Genomic DNA, 22,106 nt, shown 5'->3' on the forward strand with positions numbered 1-22,106 from the left:
TCATTCTATTTCATTAAGTCTAAAGTAGAACCTAACTACTGATTTTGCATTTGGAATTTGACCCGCAAATATATAGTTTTCCAATCTCTTCTTCCAAGAATTTATTTTTTCTTCTCCTTTTTCCAAAAGAGAAAGGTTATCTCCAATTTTCTTCTTCATAGTTTTCAAATTTTTCTCCACTTCAACAAGTCCTAAAAGCTTTTTCCCCTCAATTTCTCCCCCATAAAGCATTATATTTAACATATTCTCAATATTCTGAATACCTTGCAAAGAAGTCCCAATTATGTCCATAGCCTTTTTACTTTGAAAAGCAAGATCCCCAATAAAATCTCCAATGTTTTTTATATCATCTGAGAAACTATTAGTCTCTATCTCTTTCTTAACCTCTTCCGCCATCATCAATGCCTTTTTCCAATCTTCATCATTACTACTTTCTGCTTTCCCCTTTATAAATCCATATAAATTATTAAAGCTTTTGGGATACTCTTTTAAATTTTTTGATATTAAATAGGCTTTATTTTGATTAGCCATAAGGGTAAAGGGCAAAGTAAGGTATTCTTGTGGAATAATTGGAGTATTTTTCTCTATACCTTCAAGGATTCCTTTAAGAATTTTTTGATGAGCTTGATTAAGTAAAAGAAAGCCTTCAATTCCCTCATTAATAGATTTAAGTTGCTCTTTCATTGATAAATCAACTGGAGGAAGGGATGGAAGTGCAGTGAAGGTAATAGCAGGTACCTTCAATTTTTTACCTCTCAAAGAAAGCCTTAATTTTGCATCAGGAATAGGATATGTAAAACTTGTAAGCCTAACTGTTTTCCCCAATACCATTATCATAAAATCATTGGGATTCCTAAGTACAAAATCATCGGCAGAAAACTCAGTAGACATTACTACTCTTAAAGGAATATCTTCATTAGGTTTCATATAAATCTCTATATCTAAATCTCCTGATTTCCCTAAAAAATCCCTTGGTTGTACTAATTTTCCATTATATTTATAAGTAATCTTAAAATCTAAAGGAACCTTTTTATTAACTTCTCCTGTTAAATATATATTCTTATTGTCAGAAGATTCTCCATAAATCACTATGTTACCCTTTTCTACCTTCATTTTTAGATCGTTAGTGTGCAACTTTACATTTTTAATATATTTTCCATCTTTTATGATATTAAAATTTCCCTTTCCTTCTATACTAATCCAATTTACAAGATCTACCCTTTTAGCTTTACCTTCAGCTCCAAGAAGGACATAAATGGTTTCATCATTTTTAATCTCTAAAGAATGTCCCAAAGAAATACTAAAAATTATACCCATCAATATTAATATGATAATTCCTCTTTTCACCTTCTCTCCTCCTTCCTTATAAAACCTAATTTATCAAGAAAAGAATCCAAAGTTACAAGGATAGGGACCACTAATAAGGTTACAAATAATACACTAATAATAGCTCCTCTGCTGACAAGCATAGCTAAATTCTTTGCCATAAAAATATCAGAAAAAATACCTAAAGGAAAGGAGATTAAAAACATGGTACCTGCACTAATTATGATACTATTTATACCTTCAAAGGCAAAATGGGCAGAGGTAATTCTATCAAACCCTTTTCTCTTTGCTTCCAAATATCTAGAGGTTAAAAGCACAGCATAATCTATAGTTGCTCCAAGTTGGATAGCCCCTATAAAAAGATTAGAAGAGAAAAAGATAAAACCATATGTTAGGTAATCTATAAGAAGATTAATCGTTATGGCAATCTCTATAACAAGAACAAGAAGGATGGGAATAGGTAAGGAAAGAAAAGAGAAAGCTACAACCATAAAAATAGCTATTGTAGATATAACGTTTATCTTATTTAAGTCATTAGTGGTTACATCTTTAAGATCATAATTTAAAACAGGAATTCCTGTAAAAGTAACATTATATCTTTTTTCTATTTTTTCTCTCATTCTTTCTATAAAATCATAAGATTCTGGGGAACCATAGGAAAAATTTGCATCTAAAGATAGATAAGAAACTCCATCCTTAAAGAAACTTTTCTTCACACTTTCTGGCACCATATAATCTGGCAGTAATAGATCTACCATTTCATAGTACCCCATGATACCTGTCACGTAAGGTTCTTTCTTTAATACTTTTATAATTTCTTGCCAATTATCTGGTGATTCTTTACCTATAACAAAAATGGTAGACTTTTTTTCAAATATGTCTTCTAACTTTCTTTGTCCTATCATGGAAGGTATATTTTCTGGAAGTCCTCTTAAAAGCTTATAATCTACAGGAAACTTAGGAATAATAAAAAGGGAAAAAGCACCAATAAGAAATATAACAAATATTACAGGCCTCCATCTTATTACAAAATTGAATAACTTTTCTCCAGGTATTCTTAAGACCCACCTCTTAGAACTTGACCATCTATGATGAAATTCATATAGGAGTACAGGAAGAATAGTAAGAGAAGAAATAAAAGATACCAATACACCTCTTGTCAAAATAAATCCAAGATCTTTACCGAGCCCAAATCTCATATAAGTCATAGCAAGAAAACCAGCCATAGTAGTAGCTGAACTTGCCACAATACTTGTAGCTGTAGTTCTAACTGCTTCCCATCCTGCTTCTCCCTTACTTTTTGTTTTTGATTCTTCCTCATATCTATGGTACAAAAATATGGCATAATCCATAGTAACACCAAGTTGTAAAATTCCCACAATCATCCGAGATATAAAACTTATCTCTTGCCCTAAAAGAGTAGAGATGGCAGTATTTATAAGAATAGAAAGAAAGATGGTATAGTAGATAAGAACGGGTACATACATTGAGGGTACAAGGAAAAATAAGAATATTATGACCAATATACTACCAATAAGAAGATAACGAATGGTTTCTCTTTGAGTTAAATTGCTTAAATCTTGAGCAATAACCGCATTACCTGTAAAATAGCTTCCCTTTGGAAGAATCAAATTTATCTCTTTTATTGCTGATTTTGTTAAAGGACTCTGGGAGGATTCTATAAACTCAACTTTCAAAAATGTATATCCCTCTTTTATAAACTTATCTTTTATATTTTGATCCCAAAAATAATCAGGCAAAAAAATATCTTGAAAATCTGAAATCCATGAAACCTTTGATACTCCTTTTATTTGAGACACCTTTTTCTTTAAAGAATCCACATCATAGGGATTATTAAAACGAAGTAATATAAATGCTTCTTCACCCAGTTTAAAGGTACTACGCAGTTCATTTAAAGCATTAACTGAAGGAAGGTTCTTTGGAAGTAGAGAATAAATGTCATAGTTTACCTTAATATTTAAACTAAGATAAAAGGACAAAATAAGTAATACCAATGATAAAATGGCTATAATCTTGGAATGTCTAAAACAAAAAAGATAAATCCTTTTCATAACTCTCCCTCCTCATAAATTCCCAGAATTCTTTTAGTAATCAGAAGGATGAAATCCATAATTCCTTTAACATAACTACTTTCAATCTCAAGATTTTCATGCAAAAGACCATAAACCCCATAAAGTATAAATACTGCACATCTTTTGGAATCAAGCTGAGGATCTTTTTTTATTTTCTCAATAAGTTGAGAAAATGGCTCTATTAATTTATCCAATATTTCAAACGATATTTTAACCCTTAATGGAAAATATTGAGGACTATAATAGATCTTAGAAAAGGATCTTAAATCCTCAAAAGCCTTTATCACTGAGCTTACAATCTTATTGTATTTATCCACTAAAGAGATTCTTTCATCTTTAAGTATTTCTATAAGTCCCTTTATATAATTCTCCACATAATACTTTATTGCTTCCTCAAAAATCTCTTCTTTTGAAGAAAAGTAATAATAAAACATACCAGGAGAACCCTTAACTTCTCTCAATATATCCCTTATGGATGTTTTTTCATAGCCCTTTTTGAGAAAAAGACAAAGGGCAGTTTCAATAAGTTCTTTCTTTCTTATTTCAGGATCTTTGCTTATTCTCATATTTATTCCCCACTATTGAACGAACGTCGTTCTGTTTATTATAAAAAAGATAAATTCTTTATGTCAATAAAATTATGGACATAAATAAATATTAAATGGCCTTTTTTTTAGGTCTATAAAAATTTCCCAATAGGTATATTACATCAGCTGTAAAAACTAAAATAGAAAGTATATGTAAACTAAAAAAGGCTAATAGCAGAGAAAAAGCAAGAATAAATCTATAATATGAAAATACCTTTAAAGATGATTTTTTCACATAATTTAAAAGAATATGAATACTGAAGATTCCTACAACAAAGGATACTAAAGCTCCGTATAAGATATATGTAAACTCCCCTGTTTGGTTACCTTTAAAAAGGTCTATAAACTTAAAGAATACTGCCCCACCTATTAAAGGAAGGGACATATAAAAAGAGAATTTTGTAGCTTCATCTCTTCTTAATCCTACATACATTCCACCTGATATAGATGAACCAGACCTTGAAACTCCAGGAAAGAGGGCAAATACTTGCCAAACTCCAATAATTATAGCCTTTTTTATATCTAAATCTTTAAGTTCCAAGGGCTTACTTTTATATCTTTCCAATAGGAGAAAGATAATACCAAAGACTACTACTCCCACCAAAATAATCCATATTGCAAAAGGATAAGTTTGAGGCTCTGAAATTTTCTCCACAAAAGGATCTAATAAAATCCCAAAAATACCAGCTGGAATAGTGGCAAGAATTATAAGTCCAAGAATTTTCCTTTTTTCTCCCCCTTTAAATATGGCAATTAAAAACTCTATCCAATCTTTTATAAAATATAAAAATACAGCAAGAAAAGTACCAAGATGTAATCCCACATTAAAAGTTAGCCCAAAATCGGGTACCTTAAATAAATAAGGAATTAAAATCAAATGAGCGGTACTACTTATGGGTAAAAATTCTGTTATTCCTTGGACAATACCTAAAATTATTACCCAAAATTCCATAAAAACCTCCTATTTACCAACACAGAAGTTTTCAAATATCTTATCCACAATATCTAAGGATACTTCCTCACCTAACATATTCCCTAATGATCTTTCAATATCATAAAGAAAAGACCCAAGTATATCAATAGCATTAAAATTTTTCAAGGTTTTTATTGACTCATCTATTAAGTTATTTATTTTTTTTAGCTCCTCTTTGTGATATATATTTAGAAACAATCCATCTATAGATTCTTCTGCAATTATATATTCTTTAAGCTTCTCTTCTAATCTATCAATACCTATATTATTTTTAGCAGACACGTATACCCTTTCTATATTCTCAGGGAAAAAGGATAGATCAATTTTCAAAGGTAAGTCTATTTTATTGATAACTAACAAAACTTTCTTATTTTCATAACTCATTATCCCTTGAAAAAGATTCTTTTCTTCCTCAGTAATTTCAAGACTTCCATCAAGTACAAAAAGAATAATATTTGATTTTTCAAGGATCTTTTTAGTTTTTTCCATTCCCAATTTATCCAATATATCACGGGGAATAGAAAGACCCGCAGTATCATAAATTTTTATAAGATAACCAGATAAATAAATCTCTCCTTCGATATAATCCCTTGTAGTACCTGGTATTGGTGTTACTATTGCCCTATCTTCCCTCATTAAAGAATTAAAAAGGCTTGACTTTCCCACATTTGGCTTTCCTACTAATATAACTTTATAGCCTTCTTTAATTAAATCACCTTTCTCCCCCTTTAATAAAAGTTCCTCTACCTCTTTTTTAATCTCTTCCAATATTCTTATCCACTCTGATTTCTCCTTCTCTTCCACATCCTCAGGAAAATCTATGGAGGCTTCCAATTGTACTCTTAAAAATTCTACTCTATCTTTTAATTCTCTTATCCTTTTGGAAGTGTCACCTTCCAATTTTGATAGAGCTATCCTCAATGACGTTTTACTTTCTGCCCTTATAATTTCATTTATGCTTTCTGCTTGGAGAAGATCAATCTTTCCATTTAAAAAGGCTCTTTTGGTAAATTCACCTTTTTCTGCTATTCGAGCACCTTCATTAATGATAATCTTTAAAACTTCTTCAAGAATAATAGGACTCCCATGGGTAAATATCTCTACCATATCCTCGCCTGTATAGGAATTTGGACCTTTGTAAACAGCTAAAAGTACCTCATCAATGAACTCATCATTATAGTAGATTCTTCCATAATGCAAAGTATGAGAAGGTACTTTTTCAAGATCCTTCTCTCTGATAGGTAAAAAAATTTTCTTGGCAATTCCTATAGCCTGTGGTCCACTTATTCGGATTATCCCAATAGCACTATAACCAAGAGGGGTAGCTATAGCTGTAATTGTATCTTTCATTTTTCCTTAGGTGCTATAACCACATACCTATATGGATCTTCTCCTTCACTATATGTAATTACATCAGGATCATTTTGCAAAGTTAAGTGAATTATTCTTCTTTCTTTTGGAGTCATAGGTTTTAGTTTGTACTCTTTCTTTTCTTTTTTTACCTTAGCAGCTATCTTCTTTGCCAACTCTTCTAAATACTTTTCTCTCCTTTCTCTATAATGATCAATATCCAAGGTAATAATATCGGTTATCTGCATTTTAGAGGCATAAAGACGGATTATATACTCTAAGGATGAAAGTGTTCTTCCTGCAGGACCAATTAATTCTCCTAAATTATCCCCTTCAATACTTATTTTTATATTCCCATCTTCCTTTAATATCTTTATTTTGGCTTTAACATTTAACATTTTTAAGATTTCTTTTATAAAATTCCTTAATATATCTTCAGGAATTTCCTTTATCCAAGCATATATGCGAAAAGGCCTTGCTCCTATCCCTAAAATTCCTTCTCTTCCATACTCAATAATTTTATAATCTATCTTATCAAGAGGAACTTCCAAAATCTCTTTAGCCTTGAGAAGAGCATCTTCTAAGGTCTTGCCCTCTATCTCAATCTCCTTCATATCAGTATTAGCCCTCCTTATGGAGCCTAAATACTATATACTGTTGCAGTAACTGGAATAAACTAGATACAAGCCAATAAAGCATCACACCAGCAGGTACTTTATAAAGCAGAAACATTCCAGTAAAAAGTAAGGTTGTAAAGATATTCATAATTTGCTGCTGTCTCTTTTGCTCTGGTGTTGAAGACAAAGAAGACAATATCCCAGAAAAATAAGTTACAATAGCCATGATAATCAAAAGAAGATAGTCTGGCTTAGTGAGATCTGACATCCATAAAAAACTGGGAGTTACAGTATACTTATAATTCAATAAAAGCTGGTACAAAGCAATAAGAATTGGAAATTGGATAAGAAGAGGTAAACACCCCATCATCGGGTTAATTCTATACTGCTGATAAAGTATCATAATCTGCTTATTCATTTCTTGAGGATCATCTTTAAATTTCTCCTGAATCTTTTTTATCTCAGGCTGTATTTTTTGCTGAAGATATATACTTCTTAATTGGGCATGAGTTAATGGATATAAAATAATCCTTACAAGAATCACTAAAAATATTATAGCAACCCCATAATTCCCAGTCCAACTATAAAAAAGCTCCAAAAGATATCCTAAACCATTTGCTAAAGCATTTATCATTTATTTATTCCTCCTTTGCAATTTCAATTCTAATAATTCTTCTTTTGTAGGTACAGGATCATAACCACCCGGATTAAAAGGATGACACCTCAAAATTCTCTTTATAGCAAGAATACTCCCCTCAAAAACCCCAAACCTTTCTATGGCTTCTAAGGCGTAGGAAGAACATGTGGGATAAAAACGACAGGAAGAAGGTAAAATAGGAGATATAAATCTTTTATATATTTTTATAACTAAAACTAACAATTTCTTAAGCATCCCTTAAAATACCAGCTTTTATCCATATATTTAATAGCATATCCTTCATTTTATGATAATTAATATTTTCTATATTTTCTCCTGGCTTAACTATTACAAGAATCTCTGCATCATCACTTAAGTAAGGTCTATGAAGTCTATATACTTCTCTTATAAGTCTCTTTATTCTATTCCTAACAACTGCAGGCCCTACTTTTTTACTTACACTTATCCCTATTCTTCTTTTTTCTCCTCTTCTTATATAAACAACAAAATTCTTAGAAAGGGAATAAGGTCTTCCCTCTCTTAAAATACGTAAAAAATCTTCTTGTCTTTTTAACCTTTCTTCTTTTGGAAATGAATAAAGTCTCAATTATACTGTTAATCTCTTTCTTCCCTTCGCTCTTCTTCTTTTTATAACTCTTCTACCACCGGGAGTTCTCATACGGGCAAGAAAACCATGGACTCTTTTTCTATGATGTTTTTTAGGCTGATAAGTCCTCTTCATTCCTTACCCTCTCCTTTTCTTTAAAAATTTCTGTATTTCTAGGGATACAAAGTAATACTAACAAAAAAGGCTTTTATCGTCAAGGTAAAAACTCGGGAATGTATTTCTTTCCTCCTTTTATAATCTTAAATTCCTCGGGTAAAGAATTGATATTATTTAATATTCTCTTTCTAATATTATCTGTCTCTTCAAAGTCTCTTATGATCTTACCTTGAGATATAAGAGGCTTTAAAAGAGGCTTTTTACCAGGAAGTAATTCTGAAGTATGAAGTCTTACAGTATCGTTAAAATTTTCACTTCTCTGAACCTGTTTTGCACCTGGCATATTACCCACTTTAGCAATTGGGTTCCCATCTACTTCTACGATTTTTAATGCAAAATCTATAACTGGAGCATTAGCTACCCTTGTTCCAATTCCAAAGGCATCTACCAAGTCTCTGTATTTTTCTACTTCATACTCATCAAGACCCCCACTCAAAAATATCTGAATATTATTATAACCTCTTCTTGCAAATTCCCATCTAATATCTTTTATAAGATAAGAAAAATCTTTACTATCTATTCTTATACCTTGAAGCCTATCTTTCAAAGCTTCCAAAGCATTTAATGCACCTATAGTAGGAGAACCATAGGTATCTACAAGGGCAATTCTTGGTATTTTAGGATCTACATATTGATCAAAAGCTGAAAAAGCTTCTTTTTCGTCTCCTATAATCAAAATTAATGCATGAGGCATAGTGCCAACAGGAGTTTTATAAATATACTTTGCCCCTAACACATTAGATACTCCATCAAATCCAGACACATATGTGGCATACTCTACTACTGGAGCTAAAAATGGATGTTGTCTTCTAGTCCCAAAACTATATATCTTTTTATTTCCTGCTGCAATTCTTACACGAGCTGATTTTGTTGCAATACCTGACATAAAACAGATAAACCCTAATATAGCAGTTTCATATCGAGCAAAATCTCTATATTTTCCCCTTATTTGGAGCACAGGCTCATAAGGGAAGAATATCTCTCCCTCTTCCATGGAATAAACATCTACTGGAAGGCCTTCTAAAAGCTTCGCTACTTCATATATTCCAAGAACTATTCCAAAGTGATAATTTTCATCAGGAAAACTTTTTGTAAAAAGTTCCATTACTACCTGAGGATTTTTGCTTAAACCATCTAATACCTCTTCAGTCCTTAAAAAATAGGCATCAGTACATAAACCATTCTTTATTTCTTCTGGTCTTGCAATCAAAAATTCTTTCAATTTATCTCCTCCCATTTTTCTATAAATTCTTGAGTTGTATATATCTTTGCATTATGAATATCTTTCATATATTTTAAAGCTCTTTCATGCTCTTCGGGGACAAAAGATGCTGTGGCATCTGAAATAACAATCACCTCAAATCCTCTAAAAAAGGCATCAGCAGAATTGTGAAGTACACATATATGGGTGCTTGTACCTGTAAGTATCACTGTATCCACATTATGTTTCTTTAAAACATCTTCAAGATCTGTTTTATAAAAACCGCTATAAACTTTCTTATTTATTACATAATCTTGAGGAGAAGGGGCAAGTTCAGGTATTATCTCAGAACCTTTATCTCCTTCCATAGCATGTTTTCCCCATAAGGAAAGCTCTTTATCCTCCTCAGAATGAGAATCTCTTAAATAGATAACAGGTATATTTTTCTCATGAGCTTTTTCAATAAGAAGCTTAATATTAGGAACTATCTCTTGAGCATATGGATTACCAAACTTTCCTGTAACAAAATCTACTACCATATCCACTATAATTAAAGCAGGACGCATCATACTCCCCCTTTCTATTCTCTTTGATTTCTATTATAACAATAACAATAAAAAATATAAATAAAGAAGGAAGGCCTCTATAGACCTTCCTTCAAGAATGATCTAAAAATTAGAAAATTAAAATCCTATTTCTTCCCCTTCATGAAATACCAAATAAGAAGAATAATCACAATAACTATCAACACCCACCAATACCACGCCATCTTATTTTTCCCCCCTTTCTATAAGTACTAACTATAAATAAGTTTATTCCTTTTCTTCCCATATGTCAACCCACACTTTTCTATACCTTGGTCCATCAAACTCCGCAAGAAAGACTCCTTGCCAAGTTCCAAGATTAAGCTTACCATCCCTTACAAATAGAAAGGTATTTGTCCCTACAATAGTACTCTTAATATGAGCAGGAGAATTTCCTTCAGCATGAGCATAGGGAATGTTAGAGGGAACTATCTTATCATAAGTAGATATAATATCTCTCACCACACTAGGATCATAATTTTCATTTATTAATATTCCTGCTGTAGTATGAGGGACAAAAATGAAACAAATTCCATTTTTTACATTACTTTTCTTTATAGCTTCTTCAATCTTATCTGTTATATCTACAAGAGCCACCTTTTGAGGAGTAGATACGGAGATTTCGTAAAACATAAGCCTGCTTTCCTCCCTTCTTTTTATTTTTCCTATTTTTTCATTATAATAAATATTAGGAAGATTTAGAAATACAAAAGTTTTAGGGGGTGTAATAAAAAATGGGAAATGAATGGAAAGGAAAACTTATTAAGATAGATGATTATAGATATATGATACCTGAGGATCATAAGCCTTTTATGAAGGTACCGGGGATTATATTTGCTGATGAAAAATTAATGGAAGATATCGTTAAAGACCAATCTCCAGAACAAGTAGCCAACGTTGCATCTCTACCTGGCATACTAAAATACTCTTTAGCTATGCCAGATATCCATTGGGGATATGGATTTCCTATAGGTGGAGTAGCAGCTATGAAGAAAAAGGGAGGGGTTATTTCTCCAGGAGGTGTAGGATACGATATAAATTGCGGTGTAAGATTGATAAGAACTAATTTATCAAAAGAAGATGTTTTACCAAAGATAAGAGAGTTGGTAGATGAGCTTTTTGATAAGATACCAGCTGGTGTAGGCTCAGAAGGAGATCTGAGGGTAAAAGGTAAAGAACTTGATGAGGTACTTGAAAAAGGTGCTCAATGGGCTGTAAAACAGGGTTATGGATGGAAAGAAGATTTAGAACATATAGAAGAAAGAGGAAGACTAACATATGCAGATCCAGATAAGGTATCCAAAAAAGCAAAGGAAAGAGGAGAGTATCAATTAGGTACTTTGGGCTCAGGAAACCACTTCTTGGAAATTCAGGTAGTTAGCAGAGTTTTCGAGCCAGAAATAGCTGACAAGTTAGGAATCTTTCCAGATCAGATAGTAATTATGGTACATACAGGATCTCGTGGTCTTGGACACCAGGTAGCAGAAGATTATATCAGAGTAATGTCTAATGCCATGAGAAAATATGGCATTGAAGTACCTGATAAACAACTTGCTTGTGCTCCCTTTGATTCTCCTGAGGGTCAAGATTATTTCTCAGCCATGTCTTGTGCAGCCAACTTTGCTTGGGCAAATAGACAAATGATAACCCACTGGGTGAGAGAGGTATTTGAAAAAGTATTTAGGGAGGGGGCTGAATCCTTAGGAATGAGGCTTATTTATGATGTGGCCCACAATATTGCCAAATTAGAGGAACACGATATTGATGGAAAAATAGAAGAGGTAATAGTACATAGAAAAGGAGCTACAAGAGCCTTTCCAGCAGGACATCCAGACCTTCCAGAAGATTACAAGGATATAGGTCAGCCAGTGATAATACCCGGAGATATGGGAAGATCTTCTTTTCTTCTTATAGGTCTTCCTAAGGCAATGGAACTCTCCTTTGGATCTACTTGCCACGGAGCAGGAAGAACCCAAAGCAGAAGTAAGCTTTTAAAAAGTGGCTTAAGAGCTTCGGATATTGAAAGGGAGCTACTTGAAAGAGGGATTATAGTAAAAGCAGCATCTAAGGCTTCTATAGTAGAAGAGGCTTCAGAAGCTTACAAAAATGTAGTAGATGTGGTAAATGTAGTACATAACGCAGAAATTTCAAAAAGAGTTGCTCAGATGAAACCATTAGCTGTAATTAAAGGATAGAAAAAAGGGGAAGGACGTAAGCGCCCTTCCCCTTTAAAATAGTTCCCTCAAAAACTCATAGAAAGCCCTACTCTATGGTAAAATCCATCCAAGTTTAAAGAGTATAAAAGAGCATAATCAATTACTATATTATCCTTTTTAAAACCAAGACCAAAAGTAGGAGAATCCACATTCCATCCTAATCTCACATATACGACTTTCCTAAACAAATATTCCCCACCAATCTGGAAACTTAAAGATGGAATACTAACATTTCCAGATACTGCTAAGTTTTCTGATTGATATGAAAGTCCAACCTTGATGTTTGGTGTTATTGGTTCATCATAAGATTCTGTTCCATCAGACCATGACACATTATTATAAAGATTATAAACTACAGCTCCAATTTTAACTTGAGGAGTAAGTTTAAATATTACTCCTAAATCTATACCAAAGCCTTCTGAATTATAAGGAGATGGTAAAACTGCCCACATTCTTTTTATATTCATTCCTACAGAAAGATTAGAAAACAAAACTTTACCTATAGAATAGGCTAACACATTCTCAGAATAGGGTACTCCTAATTCTTCATCAGGAGAAATTCTACTATAATATAATGCACTTGCCCACATTCCCTTATCAGGTACAGCAAAGGATATAATAGTACCTGTTATGTTAGGTCCGCTAAAACCAAGACTTTCCGGAGTTAAACCTAAATAATTATAGGAGATAAAAAATTGAGAATTATAAAGTCTTGCTATTGATGCTGGATTATATGTAATCCCATTAATATCTCCTTCTATTGCTATAAAAGCACCTCCCATACCCATAGCCCTTGGACTCCATGAAAGATAAGGTCCTTCAGAAAAACCCCCATAGGTTTGAGCATAAGATCCAGAGGATAAAATTGTTATAGCTAAAATAAGAAACACTATTTTTCGCATTTTAACTCTCCTCCTAAAAATTATCACTTAACTACAACAAATCCCTTAAATTTATATTTAATCGCCCCATTTGACTCTTTAATTGTAATCTTTACGAGATAATAACCATTAGGCACTAATCTACCTAAATTGTCCTTACCATCCCATGTTACAGTATCTTGAGCTTGCACACTAGTAAAAGTTCTACTATATATGGTCTTTACCAATGTACCGTTCATACTGTATATATCTATTTTAACCTCTGATATATTTCCAAAAGAAGCCTGTACTTGGAAATCTATTCTAAGTAACCCTTTCTTAGGAGAAAAGATAGATGGCGTTACAATAACATCTCCAGAAGCAGTTGAAGAAGCTTCTAAATTTAAGGTAAAAGTATAGGTATCATCTACAGAGTTACCAGTATTATCTGTAGCCCTTAAGATTACAGTATAAATGCCTTTAGTCCATGTATAAGAAGTAGTATTTACAGTAAGAGTAGCTGTACGAGAATCTGAGGAAATCTGATATGTATATGTCCCAACTTCCATTCCATTAGGATCTCTAAGCTTTATGTATGTCTTATAAATGTTAGTATCAATTCCAGTAGTATTATCTTTTACTACCACTGATACTTGAGAGGGCGGTAATACGAGTATAGCATTCTTTGTAGGATAGGTACTTTCTATATAAGGTTTACTCATGTCTAATGTAAAGGAAGTATAGGTGATAGTATAATTTCCTGCCATATCATATAGAGTTATAGCCATATTATAAACTCCGTCTTGAGCCAAAATATCAGATGATATAGGTACTACAAGTAGGTTCTTATCAGATAAAGTAGGATCAAAAGCTAAAGGAAAATTACCTATGGGTGTAACTAAGTTTATTCCAGACTTTGTAATATCAATTCCTGTACCTGTATCTATATATTTTACTTCTATTTTTTCAACTTTTGATACATTGCCAGTTGGCAAGACTGAAATTATAACGGGACGGCTCAAATCTATTGTAATTTTTGAGGTATTAAAGAAAGTATTCCCAAGAAGATCGGTAAGTCTTATAGTTAGATAATAATCTCCTTCTGTAAGATTATAGCCTGAAGGGATATTTAATATTAGAGTTGCATTATTAGGAGTAGTAGAGGTATAGGTATAAGTTCCAGCTATTTCAGGCCCTGCTATGATAGTACCAGATGCTGAGGAAATTTTTACAAAGGTTTTTACAGGAGATAAATCTATTCCGACACCAGCATCCCCAACTGATACTTGAATTTGAGTAAATGTATAGTTTAGGGTAGTAGAATTTAAAGAAGAATTTATAACATAAGGTGGGGTCGTATCTAATAAGAAGGTGGATGTGGTAAATGTAGAATTTCCAGCTTTATCTATTAAATAGATGCCCATATTATATATTCCATCAATCATATTTATAGATGAAGGTATATCAGCTACAGCTAATATAGATGTGGTTTTATCTTTATTAAATAATATTTTTTGAGAATTTCCATTTGGAGTAAAGAGTTCAATATAAGAGCCTACAGGAGAATAAGGATAATTATCCCAAAGATTTAAACCAGATCCTTCATCCTTATAGTTAACTCTTATCTCCGATGTCCCAATTATAGCCCCTTTAGGCTCTACATCTATAAATTGGGGGGAAGAATTATCTATAATAAAACTTGAAGTTACCAAGCTTCCTTTATTTCCCTTTTTATCTATTGGTTCTACTTCTATAGTATAATATCCAGTTGTAAGAGCACTAGTAAATGTCCAATAAATTGTATCATGACCATTATGAGATTGAATTCCCCCTACATATCTTCCAATATTATCTCTTACCCTTATAGCAGATTTTTCTAAATCTGGACCAATACCTCCTCCATCATCTAAAATAGCAAAAACACTGGATATATTACTCACTAAAGACCCCGAAGATGGATATATTGAGAGGACTTTAGGAGGAGTTATATCTTCTGGTACAACTATAACTTCTCCTAAAGTGATATTTGTTATTAAAGGTTTTAGGGGAACATTAATAACAGTATTACTGGTAGAATCTATGATAGTATATATTGGCTCTAAAATAACTTTATAATTTCCTGGAGGATTTCCCACAATCTTATAATACCAAGTAGTTAGATCTTCCGGTTTCTCTTTAACAAGCTCTAAATCCTTTTCACCATACCAATAAAATGTTGCAGGACTTGTTACATTCTCAAAAGCCATAGTTCTTACCACGTTGTTATTACCATCAACAACAGATATTTTCACATTTGTCAAAGATGCTGTATAAGGCTTTATGTCAAAGCTTAGAGCTATACTACCTATGGTTATACCTTCCTGATCAAGATAAAAAGATGGATCCCTGTTAAATTCATTCCCATAGGTGTCTGTAAAAGGTTTGGTATACGTAGCCTTATAAAATGGTTTATTCGGATCTAACATAGAACAAAAAGGATTAGGTGTTCCTATAAGATTAGAAACTTCCACATCAGGAATATCTAAGATCAATTTACTAGATGCTGTATTAACATTTCCTGCATAATCAGCAGCAGTTATTGTATAAATAATTATTCCTTCCTTAGCCAAGGAACCACCAAAATAGCCATCCCATTCCAAATTATATGTACCAGGGACCGGACAAATTCTTCCATTCCAATCAAGTAATGTATAAGTTGCATTATTACTATCCATGAGAGTAACTGTAACTGTAGCATATTCACTTATATAAAATGATATATTGACCATGTCTCTAAAACCATCCCCATCAGGAGAAAATGGATTAGGAGACGCAGAGAGATTCTCAATAGATGGTTTTGTCCTGTCAGCTTTAACAGAAACAATAGGAGAAGTATATGTTGTCCCTGATACTTTAGTTGCTACAACATAACTATATAAAACGCCATCTGTGGTATTTGTATCAGTGTATACATTAGAAGTTACAGTAAAGTATGTATAAGATGGATATGGATTTCCATCACCTTCAATTCTATAAATTGTATAACTTGTAGCTCCAGAAACAGCATTCCATCTTAATTCGATACTTCCCCCAGGTAGGGGTTTTGGATAACCGGATTGCCAAGTAATAGTTTGAGCTAAAGTATAATCAATAATTAAAAATAAAAAAATTGTTAAAAATAAAACTTTTCTATACATAAATCCCTCCCCTAATTATTCTCAATCTTAAGAATTTGTTGATATTATATCACAAAAATCCTTATTAACCCCATTAAACTTCTTTAATCCTTTACACTTCCTTGCTTTTTCTGATATAATAAAAACAAGAGATTATAAGTTTTTTAAAAAATCTTTGTAAGAGGGGAGAGAAATGGAAAATAAAAAAATCAGTGTGAAAGAATTCCTGGACGTTATTAAGGGAAGTCCTATTATTGCCGCTGTTAGAGAAGAGGAAAGACTTCCTCAAGCTCTTCAAAGTAAATCAAAGGTCTTATTTTTGTTAAAAACAAATGTCCTAACTTTACCCAATATTGTACAAGAGATAAAAGCTCATAATAAATTAGTATTTATCCATTTAGATTTATTAGAGGGTTTGGCACAAGACAAATATGCTTTAAGATATTTGGGAGATGTGGTAGGAATAGATGGGGTTATTACCACAAGATCCAATTTAATACAGCAAGCAAAAGCAGAAGATTTGATAGCCATACAAAGATTCTTTGTACTTGATTCTTCCGCCTTAGCCACCGGTGTAAAGATCATGCAAACAGCAGAACCTGATCTTGTAGAAATCCTTCCTGGAATCATCTTTATTCATTTAGGAGAAGAGCTAAAAAGTCAGATTCCATACCCATTAATTGCAGGAGGATTAATAAGAACTCCAGAAGAAGCAAAGGAAATTCTTGCAGCAGGAGCAACAGCTATATCTACAACTTCTTTCACTTTGTGGAATCTTTAGTCTCTAAGAATAATTGGAGAGCTCTTTTCTTATAAGAGTTTAAAAGAAGAGCATATTTAATCTCGTCGCGGGTTTCTTTATCTGGGGTTTCTTTTAGTTTCTCTCTTAGCTCTTTTTCTTCCTTTTCTAAAGTATGAAAATCAATTTTCTCTATTATCTCTGCGTTATCGGTAATAACATATGCCTTATCTCTAATAAACTCCATAAATCCTTTACCTACTACAAAATAAGAAGATCCTTTATCAGTTTTTGAAATAAGAATTCCAGGGATAATTCTTGCCAATGTATTTACATGTCTTGGTAAGATTCCAATCATGCCATCCTCTACCGGTACAATAATGGAATTTACATATCCCCTATATATTACTTTTACTGGTGTTACAATCTCTAAATATACTTCCTTCTTAACATCTTCTTTCATGGCTAATACATGAGAGCACCATGCTCTTCAGCTTTTTTCTTGGCATCTTCTAAAGTACCAACCATATAGAAAGCATCTTCAGGGAGATCATCCACTTCTCCCTCAACAATAGCCTTAAAACCTTCAATAGTCTTCACTCTTGGTACATAGACCCCCGGTATATTTGTATAATGGGCTGCAACAAAAAGAGGCTGAGATAAGAAAAGTTGTACTTTTCTTGCTCTATTTACTATAATTCTATCCTCTTCAGAAAGTTCTTCCACTCCCAATATGGAAATAATATCTTTAAGACTTTCATAATGTTGTAATATCTCTACTACTTTTTTTGCCACCTCTGCATGCTCATATCCTACAAACTTTGGCTCTAATATTTGAGAAGAAGAAGCAAGAGGATCCACCGCAGGATAAATACCCATTTCTGCAATACTTCTTGAAAGGACAAGGGTAGAATCAAGATGAGAAAAGATAGTAGCAGGAGCTGGATCACTTAAATCATCTGCAGGAACATAAACTGCTTGGACAGCTGTAATAGAACCAGTATCTGTAGATAAAATTCTTTCTTCCACTTCACCAAGCTCTGTAACAAGAGTAGGTTGATAACCTACAGCAGAAGGAATTCTCCCTAACATTGAAGAAACTTCAGACCCAGCTTGAACATAACGGAAAATATTGTCCATAAGAAGTAGCACATCTTTACCTAAATAATCCCTAAAATATTCAGCAATAGTTAGAGCAGTGAGAGGTACTCTCATTCTAACTCCAGGGGGTTCATTCATCTGCCCAAAAACAAGAGCTGCCTTAGACAAAACCCCTGATTCCTTCATCTCTAACCACAATTCATTCCCTTCACGAGATCTTTCTCCTATACCTGCAAAAACTGATATCCCACCATGAGCTACCGCTACGTTATGTATTAATTCCATAATTAAAACTGTCTTTCCAACCCCAGCACCCCCAAAAAGTCCTATTTTACCACCTTTGGGGAAGGGTGTAAGTAAATCTATCGCCTTTATCCCTGTTTCAAGGATAGCATAGGAGGGTTGTACTCTTCTAAACTCAGAGGCTGACTTTATTATAGAGGATAATTCTCCTTCAATCTTATCTCCCCCATCTATTGGCTCACCAAAAACATTAACTACTCTTCCTAAAACATCTTCTCCTACTGGTACTCTTATGGGATGAAAGGTCCTTTTCACCATAAGACCTCTACTTATACCTTCTGTAGAACCTAAAGCCACTGTTCTCACTTTTCCTTCCCCTAAAAGAATTCTTGTTTCAAGAATAAGCTTTTCCTTCTTGACTGGGTTCTCTACTTCTAGAGCTTCATATATGCTGGGTAGATCATATTGGAAATAAACATCAACAACAGGACCATTTACAGCCACAACTTTTCCTTCCAAATCATTTCACCTCTTTTTCTAAAGTTTCCATACTGGAAGTTATATCTAAAAGCTCTCTGGTAATTTGCGTTTGTCTGACTTGGTTTAGCTGAAATAACAATCTTGAGTATACCTTTTGTGCATTCTCATGTGCTCTTTTCATGGCAAATCTTCTAAAAGCTTGTTCACTGGCTGCTGAATCAAGAATTATCTGGTGAATTTGAGTCTCTATTATGTCATTAAGAAGAGGATCTAATATGGAAGATAAGGAAGGCAAAAATATAAAAAATTCTTCTTTTTTATTTTCCAAATTTATAGGAATCATAGGAAGAATTCTATGTACTTTAACCTCTTGTCTCACAATATTTATAAAATCAAAATGAATAACATAAAGCTCATCTATCTCTTTTTCAAGAAAATCATTAATAAGTTCTCTTGCAAGAACCCGAGCATGGGAGAAGGATGTATCCTCTAAAAATTTTAAGTAGGTTTTCTTAATATTTAGCTTTTTCTGAGAAAGATACCTTTTAGCATAAGACCCAATTACATAAAAGTTTAAGTTTTGAAGCTTTCTATTATTTAAAAATTTTTCCAATGCATCTATAATTTGTAAATTATAACTTCCACAAAATCCAAGATCAGATGTAACAACTAAGATTCCTGTTTTGAATATAGGTCTTTCTTTTATAAAAGGATGATTCAAATACTCATCAGGAATTCTAACAACCATCTCTTCTAATATCCTATAAAGCTCTTCTGTGTAAGGCTTCAATCTTAAAGCTTTATCCTGTAGAGCCCTAATCTTTACCATACTTAGGGTTTCCATAGAATGGATAATATGAGTTATATTTTGTATGGTCTTTACTTTACGCCTGAGTTGTTGTAAGGTTGGCATATTCTTTTTGAAATTCCTGAAATGTAGTATGAAGTTGATAAATTATTTGATCTGATAATTCTAATTGCTGTCTTAGTAAAACCAATAGAGACGAAGCCTTAAGTTTTAGATAAGCAATATATTTAACTACCACATCCTTAACTTTTTCTACAGGATAAGAGTCCAGAAATCCACCATTAGCAAGATAAAAGGTTATAATTTGTTCTTCTATTGGCTGTACCTCATGAGCACCTTGTTTAAGAATTTCCTCAATTCTTTTGCCTCTTTCTATCTTTTTCTGAGTAGCCATATCAAGTTCTGTACCAAATTCAAGGAACATTGCATATTCCCTATATTGAGCAAGATCAAGTCTTAATCTTCCAGCAACTTGTCTCATTCCTCTTGGTTGAGCAGAACCACCTACCCTTGATACCGAAAGTCCCACATTTATGGCAGGACGAATACCTGAATTAAATAAAGATGTATCAAGATAGATTTGTCCATCAGTTATAGATATGAGATTTGTAGGAATATAAGTTGCAATTTCTCCTGCTAAGGTTTCTGCAATTGGTAAAGCAGTAAGAGCTCCTCCACCTAATCTTTTATTTAATTTGGCAGCTCTCTCTAAAAGATGAGCATGAAGATAGAAAATATCCCCAGGATAAGCCTCTCTTCCAGGTGTTCTTCTCAATAGTAATGCTATTTCTCTGTAAGTATTAGCATGTTTTGTAAGATCATCATAAACTACAAGTACCTTTTCCCCTTGATGCATAAAATACTCACCCATAGCACATCCTGCCATAGGAGCAATATATCTTAATGCGGGTGCTTCATCAGGAAAGGTTGCTATTACTATAGTATGGGAAAGAGCATCATATTCTCTCAGAGTTTGCACAAGCCTTGCAATATTTGTCCTTTTTTGAGCAATAGCTACATAAATACAGATGGTGCCATAATTCTTTTGATTTATAATAGTATCAATAGCAATTGTAGTTTTTCCAGTCTGTCTATCCCCTAATATTAGCTCTCTTTGCCCATGTCCAATAGGAATTAAAGCATCTATCGTTCTTATACCTGTATACAAAGGCTCTTTTACAGGCTCTCTATCAAAAATACTTGGCGCTTCCCTATCCACAGGCATATATCTCTCAGGGAAAATAGGCCCACCATCATCTAATGGATCTCCAAGAGGATCTATTACTCTTCCCAAATATCCCCTACCAACTGGCACTTGTAATATTTTACCAGTGGAGTATACTATATCTCCTTCTTTTACATATTCGTCTTTTCCAAAAAGAACTATTCCAACTGTATCTTCTTTCAAACTAAGTACAAGACCCTCAACCCCAGATTCAAAGACTACCATCTCTCCTACAAAAGCTGAGTTCAAAAGCGTAGCCTGTACTACTCCGTCTCCCACACTTTTTACATAACCAATATTAGATATTCTTGGAGAAAAATCATATTCTTTTAATTTTTCTTCAATTCTTTCTATAGGAAAGCGTAATATTTCCTCCCTCATATATTCTCAACCTCTTTTAGGAATTCATAAATTTGTGAAAGATGATACTCTAAGGAATTATCAATAAGAAATTCTCCTATCAATAATTTAAAACCAAGACCCATATTAGGATCTACCTCAAAAGAAAGTTTATAACCTCCTGGAAGAATTGACCTCAATTTTTCTTCAATCTGAGCTTTCAATGAGGGTTTGATATTATCCGAAGAAATAAATTTAACTTCCTCCAAATTATTTGGTTTTACCTGAGAAATTACTAAATTCATACCATTAACAAATTTAATAATAAGGAGCTCTTCCGTACCTTCGGGTAAGAATCTTCTGAAGAATTCCTTTATAATAATCTTGGATAGATCCAAAATCTCTTTTTTAGCTATCTCCAAGGCTCTTTTTCTTTCTGCCATCGATATTTCATGAGCTCTTATAATAATTCTCTCTGCTTCTTCTTCTGCCTTCTGGAGTATATCCCTCTTCATCTTCTCAGCAGTATCCACTGCTTCTTGGATAATTTTAGATGCCTCCTCTCTTGCACGAGAAAGCTGTTCTTCTCTTTGTTTTTTCAATTCTTCTGCCTCTTTTAATTTAGTCTCTGCCTCTAAAATTGCACTTTCTATCTTTTTTTTTCTTTCATCCATTATCCTAATGATAGAACCTAAAAGATATCTTTTAACTAACCAGGCAAGAGCAAGCAGGTTTACAATAGTAGATATTATAGTGAGAAGACTAAATGAAAACATATTTTTCCCTTC

General features: G+C 33.0%; 22 protein-coding genes. 2 read left to right on the forward strand and 20 right to left on the reverse strand.

The window, feature by feature from the left end; genetic code table 11:
• From ACY3JM_RS00655 to ACY3JM_RS00715, 13 genes are all read right to left on the reverse strand, one after another.
• Positions 1-1,347: a hypothetical protein gene (locus tag ACY3JM_RS00655; protein ID WP_463111441.1), complete on the reverse strand. Its 1,347-nt coding sequence runs from the start codon at positions 1,345-1,347 to the stop codon at positions 1-3.
• Positions 1,344-3,398, reverse strand: a complete 2,055-nt coding sequence (locus ACY3JM_RS00660; RefSeq protein ID WP_463111442.1) for an efflux RND transporter permease subunit — start codon at positions 3,396-3,398, stop codon at positions 1,344-1,346. The genes ACY3JM_RS00655 and ACY3JM_RS00660 overlap by 4 nt, the downstream gene beginning before the upstream one ends.
• The gene (locus tag ACY3JM_RS00665; protein WP_463111443.1) at positions 3,395-3,985 is read right to left on the reverse strand and encodes a TetR/AcrR family transcriptional regulator; all 591 of its coding nucleotides are present in this window, start codon (positions 3,983-3,985) and stop codon (positions 3,395-3,397) included. The genes ACY3JM_RS00660 and ACY3JM_RS00665 overlap by 4 nt, the downstream gene beginning before the upstream one ends.
• 91 nt (positions 3,986-4,076) lie before the next feature.
• Positions 4,077-4,958, reverse strand: a complete 882-nt coding sequence (locus ACY3JM_RS00670; protein ID WP_463111444.1) for an undecaprenyl-diphosphate phosphatase — start codon at positions 4,956-4,958, stop codon at positions 4,077-4,079.
• A gap of 9 nt (positions 4,959-4,967) precedes the next feature.
• Entirely contained in the window at positions 4,968-6,329 is a 1,362-nt protein-coding gene (gene mnmE, locus ACY3JM_RS00675; protein WP_463111445.1) for a tRNA uridine-5-carboxymethylaminomethyl(34) synthesis GTPase MnmE, read from the reverse strand.
• The gene (gene jag, locus ACY3JM_RS00680; protein WP_463111446.1) at positions 6,326-6,943 is read right to left on the reverse strand and encodes an RNA-binding cell elongation regulator Jag/EloR; all 618 of its coding nucleotides are present in this window, start codon (positions 6,941-6,943) and stop codon (positions 6,326-6,328) included. The genes mnmE and jag overlap by 4 nt, the downstream gene beginning before the upstream one ends.
• Positions 6,944-6,950: 7 nt before the next feature.
• Complete coding sequence (locus ACY3JM_RS00685; RefSeq protein ID WP_463082882.1) at positions 6,951-7,580, reverse strand: YidC/Oxa1 family membrane protein insertase; 630 nt, start codon at positions 7,578-7,580, stop codon at positions 6,951-6,953.
• A complete protein-coding gene (yidD, locus tag ACY3JM_RS00690) occupies positions 7,581-7,838 on the reverse strand; it encodes a membrane protein insertion efficiency factor YidD (protein ID WP_463082883.1) in 258 nt (85 codons plus the stop codon). It abuts the gene before it with no gap.
• On the reverse strand, positions 7,831-8,190 hold the full coding sequence (gene rnpA / locus ACY3JM_RS00695) for a ribonuclease P protein component (protein WP_463082884.1): 360 nt from the start codon (positions 8,188-8,190) through the stop codon (positions 7,831-7,833). Before rnpA ends, yidD begins: the two co-directional genes overlap by 8 nt.
• Positions 8,191-8,325 (reverse strand): 50S ribosomal protein L34, encoded by a 135-nt coding sequence (rpmH, locus tag ACY3JM_RS00700; RefSeq protein WP_012547104.1) that lies wholly within the window; start codon positions 8,323-8,325, stop codon positions 8,191-8,193.
• Positions 8,326-8,404: 79 nt separating this feature from the next.
• On the reverse strand, positions 8,405-9,589 hold the full coding sequence (locus ACY3JM_RS00705) for a nicotinate phosphoribosyltransferase (protein ID WP_463082885.1): 1,185 nt from the start codon (positions 9,587-9,589) through the stop codon (positions 8,405-8,407).
• Positions 9,586-10,137, reverse strand: a complete 552-nt coding sequence (locus ACY3JM_RS00710) for a cysteine hydrolase family protein (RefSeq protein ID WP_463111447.1) — start codon at positions 10,135-10,137, stop codon at positions 9,586-9,588. Before ACY3JM_RS00710 ends, ACY3JM_RS00705 begins: the two co-directional genes overlap by 4 nt.
• Positions 10,138-10,380: 243 nt before the next feature.
• Complete coding sequence (locus ACY3JM_RS00715) at positions 10,381-10,785, reverse strand: secondary thiamine-phosphate synthase enzyme YjbQ (protein ID WP_463111448.1); 405 nt, start codon at positions 10,783-10,785, stop codon at positions 10,381-10,383.
• A gap of 101 nt (positions 10,786-10,886) precedes the next feature.
• Here ACY3JM_RS00715 and ACY3JM_RS00720 point away from each other — a divergent pair, with 101 nt between their 5' ends.
• On the forward strand, positions 10,887-12,347 hold the full coding sequence (locus ACY3JM_RS00720) for an RtcB family protein (RefSeq protein WP_463082888.1): 1,461 nt from the start codon (positions 10,887-10,889) through the stop codon (positions 12,345-12,347).
• 47 nt (positions 12,348-12,394) lie between these two features.
• Here the strand turns inward: ACY3JM_RS00720 and ACY3JM_RS00725 are convergent, their stop codons facing one another.
• A complete protein-coding gene (locus tag ACY3JM_RS00725) occupies positions 12,395-13,270 on the reverse strand; it encodes a PorV/PorQ family protein (protein ID WP_463111449.1) in 876 nt (291 codons plus the stop codon).
• A gap of 23 nt (positions 13,271-13,293) precedes the next feature.
• Positions 13,294-16,404 carry a FlgD immunoglobulin-like domain containing protein gene (locus ACY3JM_RS00730; protein ID WP_463111450.1) on the reverse strand — a complete coding sequence of 1,037 codons (3,111 nt, stop codon included), beginning with the start codon at positions 16,402-16,404 and terminating at the stop codon, positions 13,294-13,296.
• 172 nt (positions 16,405-16,576) lie between these two features.
• Between ACY3JM_RS00730 and ACY3JM_RS00735 the strand changes: the two genes are divergently transcribed.
• On the forward strand, positions 16,577-17,164 hold the full coding sequence (locus ACY3JM_RS00735; RefSeq protein ID WP_463082891.1) for a glycerol-3-phosphate responsive antiterminator: 588 nt from the start codon (positions 16,577-16,579) through the stop codon (positions 17,162-17,164).
• Here ACY3JM_RS00735 and atpC read toward each other — a convergent pair.
• The 5 genes from atpC to atpF are packed head-to-tail and all read right to left on the reverse strand — an operon-like array spanning position 17,145 to position 22,094.
• The gene (gene atpC, locus ACY3JM_RS00740; protein WP_463111451.1) at positions 17,145-17,585 is read right to left on the reverse strand and encodes an ATP synthase F1 subunit epsilon; all 441 of its coding nucleotides are present in this window, start codon (positions 17,583-17,585) and stop codon (positions 17,145-17,147) included. The genes ACY3JM_RS00735 and atpC overlap by 20 nt on opposite strands.
• A 2-nt stretch (positions 17,586-17,587) precedes the next feature.
• On the reverse strand, positions 17,588-18,985 hold the full coding sequence (atpD, locus tag ACY3JM_RS00745) for a F0F1 ATP synthase subunit beta (protein WP_463082893.1): 1,398 nt from the start codon (positions 18,983-18,985) through the stop codon (positions 17,588-17,590).
• Position 18,986: 1 nt separating this feature from the next.
• On the reverse strand, positions 18,987-19,859 hold the full coding sequence (gene atpG / locus ACY3JM_RS00750; protein ID WP_463111452.1) for an ATP synthase F1 subunit gamma: 873 nt from the start codon (positions 19,857-19,859) through the stop codon (positions 18,987-18,989).
• A complete protein-coding gene (locus ACY3JM_RS00755; protein WP_463111453.1) occupies positions 19,831-21,360 on the reverse strand; it encodes a F0F1 ATP synthase subunit alpha in 1,530 nt (509 codons plus the stop codon). Before ACY3JM_RS00755 ends, atpG begins: the two co-directional genes overlap by 29 nt.
• Positions 21,357-22,094: a F0F1 ATP synthase subunit B gene (gene atpF, locus ACY3JM_RS00760; RefSeq protein WP_463111454.1), complete on the reverse strand. Its 738-nt coding sequence runs from the start codon at positions 22,092-22,094 to the stop codon at positions 21,357-21,359. The genes ACY3JM_RS00755 and atpF overlap by 4 nt, the downstream gene beginning before the upstream one ends.
• Between the last annotated feature and the right edge of the window lie 12 nt (positions 22,095-22,106).

It is taken from the genome of Dictyoglomus sp. SSW (genome assembly GCF_055181335.1).